Raw genomic sequence first — 9,983 nt, forward strand, 5'->3', positions numbered from 1 at the left:
TCCGAGCGCATGTACGGGCCGGGTGGCCGGGGCCACACTCCCGTACATGGAACACGTGCCCCCGCCCGCCGAGGAACTGGCCCGCCTCGACCGAGAACTGGCCGAGCTGGACGCCCGCCGGGCCCAGCTGCTGACCCGGCGCACCTGGCTGCTCGCCGCGCTGCGGCCGCCCGCGCAGACGGCCGCCCCGGGCTGGAACCCGTCCGGCTGGGGAGCCCCTCCGGGCGCCCCCGCGCAGCCGTGGGGCTATGTACCGAAGCAGCCGTCCGCCCCGCGCGGCGCGCAGAACGTCCTGCTGACGCTGGGCGGACTGCTGCTGACGATCGCGGCCGTCGCGTTCACCCTGGTGAGCTGGGGTTCGATGGGGATCGGCGGCCGGTCGGCCGTGCTGGCCGTGGTGACCCTGGGGGCGATGGCCGCCCCGGCGGTGCTGCTGCGGCGGGGGCTGGCGGCCACCGCCGAGGCGCTGGCCGCCCTGGCCCTGGTGCTGACGCTGCTGGACGTCTACGCGGTCCACGCGGTGGCCGCGCCGGACACCGACGGGCTCGGCTTCACGGCCGTCGCGTCGGCGGTGCTCGCGGCGCTGTGGACGGCGTACGGGCTGGCGCTGGGCAAGCTGCGCCTGCCGTTGCCGGCCGCCGTGGTGCTGGCGCAGTGGCCGCTGTTGTTCTGGGCCTGGGCCGCGGGCGCACCGGCGCCGGTGGTCGGGTGGGCGCTCCTGGCGACCGCGGTGCTGGACGGCGCGATCGCCCTGTGGGGCAAGGGCGCCGGGGTGCGGGTCACGGCGTGCGTCGGTGGATCGGCGATGGGCTTCTCGGCCCTGATGGTGGGCCTGGCGCTGTCCACGACGGCCTCCGGGCCGCTCGGGGCGGTGGCTCCGGGCGTACTGCTGCTGGCAGCGGCTGCGGCGGCCCTGGCCGGGGCGTGGCGCGCGCCGAAGGGTTTCGCCCGGACGGGCGGTGTGGTGGCGGGCCTCGCGGCGGTGGCCGCGGTGGGCGGCGTACCTGCCTCCGCGCTGCCGGACGGCTGGCGGGTGCTCGCGTATCTGCTGTGCGGCCTCGCCCTGACCGGGGTGGTACGGGCAGGGGTGCCGAGGGACGCGGCCCGCGGGGTGCTGGCGGCGTCGGGGGCGGTGGTGGCCGGCGCCCTGGTGTGGGCGCTGCCGGCGCTCGCGGCGGTGCTGTTGGGCCCGGTGACGCTGCTGTCGGACGTGTGGGCGGGGTCGCCGGAGGGTTTCCGGTCCGCGCTGGGGTCGACGCTGCCGTGGGCGGAGCTGGCCGCGGCCCCGGTGGTGCTCGCGCTGGTGGCCGGGCTGCTGGGGGCGGCGTACCGGTGGTGGCCCGCGGTCGTACGGATCACGGCGCCGTTGGCCGCGCCGAGGACGGCGGACACCGGCACGCCGGGAGCGGGAGCACCGGGAGCGCCGGGAGCGGCCGGGGCCGGGGCGCCTTGGCCCGGCTGGTCCGGCTGGTCCGGTGCTGGGGCCGGTGCCCGCAAGCGGCCTGCCTCGGCAACGCTGCGCGGGGTCACCGGTGCGGGGGCGGTGGCTCTCGGCTGGGGCGCGTTCCTGCTGGCCGGGTCGCTGCTGGACGTGCCCTACGCACTCGCGGTGGCCGGGGAGACGGCTCTGGTGGGCGGTCTGCTCGCTCTGGCGGTCCGGGGTACCGGGGGCGACCGGGGCGCGACGGCGGTGCCGGTGACCGCGCTGGTGGCGGCGGTGGCCGGGGCGGTGAGCGTCGGGGTGCTGGCGCTGGCGTCCGAGGGGGCCTCCTACGCGGTGTTCGGCGCGCTGGCGGCCCTGTTCGCCGGGGCGGCGGTCCGGGCGGGGGCCGAGGTGCCGCGTGCGGTGTTCGCGGTCGCCGCGGTGGTCTGGGGCACGGTGCTCACAGGGTTGGCCGGCCGGTCGCTGGGCCTCGCCCCGCAGGAGACCGCGCCACTGGTGCTCGTGGTGCCCGCGCTGACGGTGCTGCTCGGGGCACGGCTGCGGCGGAACCCGGTGGCGTTGCCGGTGGAGCTGACGGGCGCGCTGGGTGCGCTGGTCGCCGTGGGGCTCGCGGTGTCCGACGCGCCGTTCCTGGCCCTGGTGCTGGCGCTGTGCGGGGTGCTGGCCGCGGGGGCGGCGGTGCGGCCGGAGCGGCGGCCGGTGGCGGGTTACCTGGCGGCGGCGCTGTTCGTGCTGGCCACGTGGGTGCGGCTGGCGGCCTCGGAGGTGTCGTTCCCGGAGGCGTACACGCTGCCGGTGACCGTGCCCGCGCTGGTGGTCGGCGTGCTGCGGAGGCGCCGGGACCCGGAGGCGTCCTCGTGGACGGCGTACGGGCCGGGGCTCACGGCGACGCTGCTGCCGAGCATGGCGGTCGCCTGGACCGACACGGACTGGCTCCGGCCGTTGCTGCTGGGGGTGGCGGCGCTGGTGATCACCCTGCTCGGCGCGCGCTACCGCCTCCAGGCGCTGCTGCTGCTCGGTGGGGCCGTGCTGGCACTGGACGGGCTGCACGAGCTGGCGCCGTACGTGGTGCAGGTCGCGGGTGCGCTCCCCCGCTGGCTGCCGCCGGCCCTGGCCGGACTGTTGCTTCTGGTGGTGGGGGCGACGTACGAGCAGCGGCTGCGCGACGCCCGTCGGCTCAGGGACGTGCTGGGGCGGATGCGGTGAGCCACGCCCGGTCCGGGGGCACGCTGGTCACAGCGGCTCCCGGACCGGGCCAGGTGGGCAACGCAGAGGGCCCGGGAGACGGATTCCGTCTCCCGGGCCCTCTGTCCGGGTGGGCGATACTGGGTTCGAACCAGTGACCTCTTCGGTGTGAACGAAGCGCTCTCCCACTGAGCTAATCGCCCGGGCGCACCGCAAACATTACCCCATGTCAGCGGAGCTCCCGGACCGTCCCCGGGCTACTCGCTGATCTTCCACGGCATGGTGAGCCCGAACTTCCAGACGTAGATCCCGGCCAGCACCGCCATGATCACGAGCCCGACCGTGGTGAGGATGATGTTGCGTCGCCGGACCTTGGGATCGAGGGCACGCTGCGCCGCCTCGGTGACCTTGCGCTTGGTCCAGCGCAGCACCAGCTGGGCCCAGACGAACTCGGTCGCCCAGATCGCCATACCGCCGAAGATCACCAGCCAGCCGGGGCCCGGAAGCACCAGCATGAGCACGCCCGCGATCACCACGCCGAGACCGACGATGAAGACGCCGACCTGCCAGCTCAGATGGAGCGCTCTGGACGCCTTGATGAATCCCGGCGCCCGCGAGCCCAGCTCACGCTCCACCCGGTTCGATTCCCCCGTGGCGGATGCCGGGGCCGCCTGGTCGGCGACCTCGCTCCGCTCGTCACTCTCCGCGTTCATGAAGCTCAACTTACCCGACCTGTCTTCGTCACTGGAATGGGCGCATAACTCAAAGTTACACGCCGCTGAGCGAGGGACCCGAAGCATCACAAATGGGTCAGAGGGGTTTACAACGCCACCGTAGGTGGCATGTCGATTTCGCCGACGTGCGAATCCCCGAGCGCACACTGAGCGAAAGGCCCTGGCGCTTATGAACACCACGGTCAGCTGCGAGCTGCACCTGCGCCTCGTTGTGTCGAGCGAGTCCTCACTGCCTGTACCCGCGGGCCTGCGGTATGACACGGCCGATCCCTATGCCGTGCACGCCACCTTCCACACCGGAGCGGAGGAGACGGTCGAATGGGTATTCGCCCGCGACCTCCTTGCCGAAGGGCTGCACCGGCCCACCGGCACCGGAGACGTCCGCGTCTGGCCATCTCGTAGTCACGGTCAAGGCGTCGTATGCATCGCCCTGAGCTCCCCAGAGGGAGAAGCCCTGCTCGAAGCCCCGGCGCGAGCCCTGGAGTCGTTCCTGAAGAGGACCGACGCCGCGGTTCCGCCCGGCACCGAGCATCGTCACTTCGATCTCGACACGGAGCTCTCCCACATCCTGGCCGAGAGCTGAGCCAGGCAGAGAGCCGCTCTACGCCGTCCGACTCGGGGCGACGGCGTCGTGCTGACAACCGCATAGGGCAGACACCGGCGCCGTCGTCGCGGAAACCACCGCGACGACGGCGCCGGTGCGCCCGGCTGCCGCGGCTCCTCCCCCCAGGGGCGGAGGGGTCCGTTCCGCTCCCTGCCGGGCCCTGCACCGGCCTGTCGAGCCAGTAGAGTCAGCCGCCATCGGCAGGCGCCCGCCCGCCGGAAGGCCAGGGAGCGAAGCGTGCTGATCCCTCACGACACCCGGATCGCCCTCGACACGGTGGTCGATCTGGTGAACACCGCACCGGAGAACGAGCCGCCGCAGGACGACCCCTCGCACAGGCTCGCGGGTGGATCCGAGGACGGTCTCGCCGATATCGCCGCGCTGTACGCCTTCGCGGAGCGGCATCTCATCAGCGGGGTCGGCACGCTCGGCGAGAAGGACCTGACCGCCGTACGTGACGTCCGGGCCCGTTTCGCCGAGGTCTTCGCGGCGCCCGACCCCCGCGCAGCCGCCGACCTGGTCAACCGGCTCGTCGCGGCGGCGGGCACCACCCCGCAGCTCACGGACCACGACGGCTACGACTGGCATGTGCACTACTTCGCCCCGGACGCCTCGATCGCCGACCATCTCGCGGCCGACTGCGGCATGGCGCTGGCCTTCATCATCGTGGCGGGCGAGCAGGAGCGGCTGCGGCGCTGCGAGGCCCCGGACTGCGGGCACGCGTTCGTCGACCTGTCGCGCAACCGCTCCCGCCGCTACTGCTCCAGCCGTACCTGCGGAAACCGCCTCCACGTCGCGGCGTACCGGGCCCGGCGCAAGGAAGCCGCCGGCTGACGCCCGGGCCGCCGCCCCGCACGGTGGTGCGAGGCGTCACAGCACGAAGAGATCGTGCAGGGCGGCCATCAGCAGCAGGCCCCCGATCACCGTCAGGAAGATCATCAGGGGCGGCTGGGACAGCGCGAAGAGACAGCCGCGGGGCTCTTCGGCGGGGGGTGCGGGGGCATCGCCCCGGGAAGTGTCCACCATCTCGGGGTGATCATGACGCACCCGCGGCCGTGTTGGCGATCAACCGGCTTCATTCCCCGGGGAGTTCACCGTCCCGTGGCCATCGATAATCGCTCCGGCGTGCGGGGAGCCGTCAGACATTCGGGCCGGCGGCCCGAGCGCGCGCCCGGAGGGCCGGGCGCCGTCTCAGATGCCGTGCTTCTTGAGGATCGCCTCGATGTCGCTGAAGTCTTCGCCGGGCGCGGCGGCCTCCTGCTTCTTCTTCGGCTGCGACTTCGGCTTCGCGGCCGCCGCCGCGACTCCCGCCGCACCGCCCGCGCCGAGCGAGGGAGCGGAGGCGGCCGGGGCCACCGCCTCGTTCCGTCCGGCCGCCCGCGCGGCCTTGCGTTCCGCGCGGGTGGTGCCGCTGCGGCGCTCGATGGCGCGGGTGGTCATGAAAAGGAGCCAGGAGAGGCCGAGCACCCCGAAGCCGAGCCAGACGCTCGGCTTGAAGGCGATCCCGGCGACCCATTCGACGACCCCGGTCAGCACGAGCCCGACCGGGACGAGGGAGTAGGCGGCGATCCTCGTCGCCGTGAGGAACCGCTTACGGTACGCGGTCACCGCGGCGATGCCGAGGCCGGCCGCCGACACCGCGGAACAGATGGTCTCGGCAAGCATCAGGGCCTCCAGGCGCAGGGGATACGTCCCTTCCATCCTGCACCGGCGACCGCCGTCGGGGCCACGGTGGCCGTCCACATCAGGGACATTTCAGGGCCGGACTCCTCCCCAGGGGGTGGCCGGGTCCCGGTTGGGTCGCGCCCGCCCGGCCTGGAAGACTGGGCGCATGAGCGATTCCTCCCCCGCGGCACCGGTCGTCCTCGACCTCTGGTGCGATCTCGAATGCCCCGACTGCCACCGAGCCCTCGACGATGTGCATGCCCTGCGCGCCCGGTACGGGGACCGCGTCGAGATCCGGCTGCGGCACTTCCCGCTGGACAAGCACAAGCACGCCTACGCCGCGGCCCAGGCCGCCGAGGAGGCGACGGACCAGGGCAAGGGCTGGCCGTACATCGAGTCCCTGCTGTCCCGCACCGCCGATCTCGGCCGCACGGGCGAGCCGGTGCTCCTCACTGTGGCACGGGAACTGGGCCTGGACGCCGAGGAGTTCGACACCGCGCTGATCGACGGCCGGCATCTGCTGATCGTCGACGCCGACCAGGCGGAGGGCAAGGCGATCGGCGTCACCGGAACGCCCACCTATGTGATCGGCGACGAACGGCTGGACGGCGGCAAGAGCCAGGACGGGCTGCGCGAGCGGATCGAGGAGATCGTCGACGACGTCCTGGCCGCACAGGACCGGTAGCGGTCGGCAGCGGCCGGGGAGCGGCTACAGCGCCTTGGCCAGGTTGTGGCGCGTCGTCGCGTAGCCGAGGGACTCGTACAGCCGCAGGGCCGGCGTGTTGGAGGCGAAGACGTGCAGACCGAGCCGGTCCGCGCCCCAGGTGCGGGTGATGTCCTCGGCGAGCAGCATCAGGGTCCGGCCGTGGCCCCGCCCCCGGTGTTCCTCGCGCACCTCGACGTCGAAGACGAACCCGGCGTCGCCACCGGGCGGCAGTTCCCGGCGGGCCACCCACACATGGCCGACGGCCTCGCCCGCGTGCACCAGCACCTCGAAGCGCGCCCCGTCGGTCGCCAGTCCGTCCGGCAGGAGGGTGGCGTGGTCGGCCTCGGACTTGAGCCCGGCCTGCTCGGGCGGCACGCCGCGGTCGATCCAGTCCTGTGCGTACGTGCGCACCGCGTCCTGCCGCCAGGCGGCGAACTCCTCATCGCCCATCGCGCGCGAGGTGAGACCCGCGGGGAGCGGGGCGGTGTCCGGGCCGAGGTCCTTGACCATGTTGCGGCTGCGTTCGGTGTAGCCGAGGGCGGCCGCGAGGCGGCGGGCCGGGTCGTTGTCGGCGGGGACCTCCACCCGCACCCGGGTGCAGCCCCACCCCCGCAGCACCTCTTCGGCGGCGAGCGCGGCGATGGTGCCCCGGCCGCGTCTGCGCCGGGGCTCCTCGACGCTGAGCGAGCGCAGCACCCCGGCGGTCGCGCCGAACGCGTCGTCGGTGCTGATCGCGACGGCGCCGACGGGCCGCCCGTTGTCGCACACGTCGTAGTGGCGGGCCCGCGCGCCGTCGGCGCCCTGCTGAAGCGGCCCGGACGGCCGGAGTGTCGTGGTCATCAAGGGTTTGTATCCCCTGCGCGAGGCCGCGTCACGCGCTTTTCGGGGGCACCGGGGCCCGTTACGGGTCGAGGTCGTCGCCGGCCCGCTCGGCGAAGATCCGCATGGCCTTCGCCGTCACCGGTCCGATCTCCGGGGTCAGCTCGCGATCGTCCAGGCGGTGCACGGCCTGGACGTCGCGGAGCGTCGAGGTCAGGAACACCTCGTCGGCCTCGGCGAGGACATCCATCGGAAGGTCGGTCTCCTCGGCCCCGGTCCACTCCACGGCCAGCGCGCGGGTGATCCCGGCGAGGCAGCCGGAGGCCACCGGCGGGGTGTGGATGCGGCCGTCCAGGACGACGAACACGTTGGAGCCGGTGCCTTCGCAGAGGCGGTCCGCGGTGTTGGGGAACAGCGCCTCGGACGCGCCCCTCTCCCGCGCCCGTGCCAGGGCCACGACGTTCTCGGCGTACGAGGTGGTCTTCAGGCCGGCGAGCGCGCCGCGTTCGTTGCGCGTCCAGGGGACGGTGATCACCGCCGTGCTGTCCGGGCGGCGCTTCACTCCGTCGAGGGCGACGACGAGGCTCGGCCCGTCGGTTCCCCGGTCCGAGCCGAGCGGGGACAGCCCGCCGGTGTAGGTGATTCGCAGGCGTCCCAGGGCGACGGGGTTGGCGTCGATGACCGCGGCGGCGGCGCGGCGGATCTCGTCGTGGTCCGGATCGGGCAGCCCCAGGCCCCGGGCGGACCGGGTGAGCCGGTCGAGGTGCCGGGTCAGCGCGAAGGGGCGCCCCTCGCTCGTACGCACCGTCTCGAAGATGCCGTCGCCCACGGTCAGCCCATGGTCGAGCACCGACAGCCGGGCGTCGTCGGCGTCCCGCAGTCCGCCGTTGACCCAGATCCTCATAGCGCGGTCCTTCCTGTCTCCGGATGCGCACCCGACGCTACAGCGAGCAGCCGGGAGGCCTTCAGTTCGGTCTCGTCCCATTCGCGATCCGGGTCGGACCCCCAGGTGATCCCGGCCCCGGTCCCGAACCGCAGCAGCGGCGCGGGCCCGGTCCGGTCGATCCAGAACGTCCGTATCCCGACGGCGAGCGAGGCCGTGCCCCGGTCGGCGTCGACCCAGCCGACCGCACCGCAGTACGGCCCGCGCGGGGCCCGCTCCAGCTCGGCGATGATCCGCAGCGCGCTGGACTTCGGCGCCCCGGTGACCGAGCCGGGCGGGAAGGCCGCGGAGAACAGCTCGGGCCAGCCCGCTCCGTCGGCCAGCCGGCCCCGGACGGTGGAGACCAGGTGGACGAGACCGGGGTGCTTCTCGACGACGCAGAGATCCGGCACGCTCACGCTTCCGGTGGCGCAGACCCGGCCCAGGTCGTTGCGGACCAGGTCCACGATCATCACGTTCTCCGCGTGGTCCTTGGCCAGCAGGTCGCTCTCGGTGCGGCCGGTGCCCTTGATCGGCCCGGATTCCACGGTCCGATCGTCGCGCCGGAGGAAGAGTTCCGGGGACGCGGTGGCGACCTCCACACCGTGGCCCGGCAGCCGGATCGTTCCCGCGTACGGGGCGGGGTTGCCGCGGGCGAGCAGGGCGGTCAGGGCATCCACGTCGGCACCGGCCCCGCCGCCGGGGAGCGGTGCGGACAGCACCCGGCAGAGGTTGGCCTGGTAGACATCGCCCGCCGCGATGTGTTCACGGATCCGCCGTACGCCCGCCGTGTAGGCGTCACGGTCCAGCGAGGAGGTCCACTCCCCGGCGGAGGGCCCGCGCCACGCTCCGGGCACGGGAGGGGGCACTGCCTCCTTGCGCACATCGGAGAAGCGGGCGCAGACGGTACGCCCTTCAAAATCTACACATACCGCCCAGAAACCGGATGAGTCGAGAGCCGCGGGATCGTGGGTCACATCCTGCAGACCGGAGGCGATGAGGCCGTCGAAACGGGCCAAGGGGGCGAGGTCGGACACGCGAATGAGTCTAGGACGGTGTGCGGTGACCTGCGTCGGGGCGAGGTCACCGCAGCACGCTGCACAAACGCGTTTTTGTACTGGCCCAGGAATCCGCTAGAGTTCAACACGTCGCCGGGACGCGCAAGCGGGCCGGAACAGACAAGCGGACGTAGCTCAGTTGGTAGAGCGCAACCTTGCCAAGGTTGAGGTCGCCAGTTCGAACCTGGTCGTCCGCTCGCAGAAGGTGGGGGATTCTTCCCGGGCTCCCATCCCTGGTGGAGTGGCCGAGAGGCGAGGCAACGGCCTGCAAAGCCGTCTACACGGGTTCAAATCCCGTCTCCACCTCCAAGGACGATTAGCTCAGCGGGAGAGCGCTTCCCTGACACGGAAGAGGTCACTGGTTCAATCCCAGTATCGTCCACTGATCCACGAGGATCATCGGTCCGCAAGGATCCCCGCGCGATTAGCTCAGCGGGAGAGCGCTTCCCTGACACGGAAGAGGTCACTGGTTCAATCCCAGTATCGCGCACGCAGTACACGCAGGTTCACCCTGCGCGATTAGCTCAGCGGGAGAGCGCTTCCCTGACACGGAAGAGGTCACTGGTTCAATCCCAGTATCGCGCACCACCGAGAACCCCCGGTCGTCTCCACGACCGGGGGTTCTTTCGTCTTACGGTCCGTCCTCTCCGTGCCCCGGTGGCCGCCGGGGCACGGAGAGACGATCGGAACGGTCAGGACGAGAACAGCATCCGGCCGAAGCCCTTCTGGCGGTGGTGGCCGTAGTGCCCACCGTGCCCGCCGTGCTGCGGCGCGCCCCAGGCGGGGGCGTGTGCGGCAGGCGCGGCCGGGTAGGCCTGCGGCTGGCTCTTATACACATCTCCGAGC

Annotated in this window: 10 protein-coding genes and 6 tRNA genes; 9 read left to right on the forward strand and 7 right to left on the reverse strand. The window is 72.8% G+C overall.

Annotation, left to right across the window (positions count from 1 at the left end; genetic code table 11):
• Positions 1-46: 46 nt before the first annotated feature.
• A complete protein-coding gene (locus HET64_RS13070) occupies positions 47-2,650 on the forward strand; it encodes an SCO7613 C-terminal domain-containing membrane protein (RefSeq protein ID WP_215105067.1) in 2,604 nt (867 codons plus the stop codon).
• A gap of 110 nt (positions 2,651-2,760) precedes the next feature.
• Here HET64_RS13070 and HET64_RS13075 read toward each other — a convergent pair.
• Together HET64_RS13075 and HET64_RS13080 are read right to left on the reverse strand one after the other, a co-directional pair.
• A tRNA-Val gene (locus HET64_RS13075) sits at positions 2,761-2,832 on the reverse strand.
• A gap of 54 nt (positions 2,833-2,886) precedes the next feature.
• Complete coding sequence (locus tag HET64_RS13080; RefSeq protein ID WP_215105068.1) at positions 2,887-3,342, reverse strand: TIGR02611 family protein; 456 nt, start codon at positions 3,340-3,342, stop codon at positions 2,887-2,889.
• A gap of 190 nt (positions 3,343-3,532) precedes the next feature.
• Between HET64_RS13080 and HET64_RS13085 the strand changes: the two genes are divergently transcribed.
• Positions 3,533-3,946 (forward strand): SsgA family sporulation/cell division regulator, encoded by a 414-nt coding sequence (locus HET64_RS13085; protein ID WP_003959770.1) that lies wholly within the window; start codon positions 3,533-3,535, stop codon positions 3,944-3,946.
• Between the two features lie 258 nt (positions 3,947-4,204).
• Positions 4,205-4,801 carry a CGNR zinc finger domain-containing protein gene (locus HET64_RS13090; RefSeq protein WP_215105069.1) on the forward strand — a complete coding sequence of 199 codons (597 nt, stop codon included), beginning with the start codon at positions 4,205-4,207 and terminating at the stop codon, positions 4,799-4,801.
• 36 nt (positions 4,802-4,837) lie between these two features.
• Here HET64_RS13090 and HET64_RS13095 read toward each other — a convergent pair whose 3' ends face one another.
• On the reverse strand, positions 4,838-4,993 hold the full coding sequence (locus HET64_RS13095) for a hypothetical protein (RefSeq protein WP_164494018.1): 156 nt from the start codon (positions 4,991-4,993) through the stop codon (positions 4,838-4,840).
• Positions 4,994-5,158: 165 nt separating this feature from the next.
• Positions 5,159-5,632, reverse strand: a complete 474-nt coding sequence (locus tag HET64_RS13100) for a hypothetical protein (protein WP_215105071.1) — start codon at positions 5,630-5,632, stop codon at positions 5,159-5,161.
• A gap of 166 nt (positions 5,633-5,798) precedes the next feature.
• On the opposite strand from HET64_RS13100, the gene HET64_RS13105 reads away from it, so the two are divergent.
• Positions 5,799-6,317 carry a DsbA family protein gene (locus HET64_RS13105; RefSeq protein WP_215105073.1) on the forward strand — a complete coding sequence of 173 codons (519 nt, stop codon included), beginning with the start codon at positions 5,799-5,801 and terminating at the stop codon, positions 6,315-6,317.
• A 24-nt stretch (positions 6,318-6,341) separates the two neighbouring features.
• Here the strand turns inward: HET64_RS13105 and HET64_RS13110 are convergent, their stop codons facing one another.
• The 3 genes from HET64_RS13110 to HET64_RS13120 form a co-directional block, all read right to left on the reverse strand.
• On the reverse strand, positions 6,342-7,178 hold the full coding sequence (locus HET64_RS13110) for a GNAT family N-acetyltransferase (protein ID WP_215105075.1): 837 nt from the start codon (positions 7,176-7,178) through the stop codon (positions 6,342-6,344).
• Positions 7,179-7,239: 61 nt separating this feature from the next.
• A complete protein-coding gene (locus tag HET64_RS13115) occupies positions 7,240-8,061 on the reverse strand; it encodes an aminotransferase class IV (RefSeq protein ID WP_215105077.1) in 822 nt (273 codons plus the stop codon).
• Positions 8,058-9,116 (reverse strand): chorismate-binding protein, encoded by a 1,059-nt coding sequence (locus HET64_RS13120; protein WP_215105079.1) that lies wholly within the window; start codon positions 9,114-9,116, stop codon positions 8,058-8,060. Before HET64_RS13120 ends, HET64_RS13115 begins: the two co-directional genes overlap by 4 nt.
• 145 nt (positions 9,117-9,261) lie before the next feature.
• Here HET64_RS13120 and HET64_RS13125 point away from each other — a divergent pair.
• The 5 genes from HET64_RS13125 (at position 9,262) to HET64_RS13145 (ending at position 9,725) form a co-directional block, all read left to right on the forward strand.
• A tRNA-Gly gene (locus HET64_RS13125) sits at positions 9,262-9,334 on the forward strand.
• A gap of 38 nt (positions 9,335-9,372) precedes the next feature.
• A tRNA-Cys gene (locus HET64_RS13130) sits at positions 9,373-9,446 on the forward strand.
• Position 9,447: 1 nt separating this feature from the next.
• Positions 9,448-9,519: transfer RNA gene (locus tag HET64_RS13135), tRNA-Val, on the forward strand.
• Positions 9,520-9,555: 36 nt separating this feature from the next.
• A tRNA-Val gene (locus HET64_RS13140) sits at positions 9,556-9,627 on the forward strand.
• 23 nt (positions 9,628-9,650) lie between these two features.
• Positions 9,651-9,725, forward strand: a tRNA-Val gene (locus HET64_RS13145).
• Positions 9,726-9,983 lie beyond the last annotated feature (258 nt).

The sequence above is a fragment of the Streptomyces sp. McG3 genome (assembly GCF_018619185.1).
Classification (GTDB): domain Bacteria; phylum Actinomycetota; class Actinomycetes; order Streptomycetales; family Streptomycetaceae; genus Streptomyces.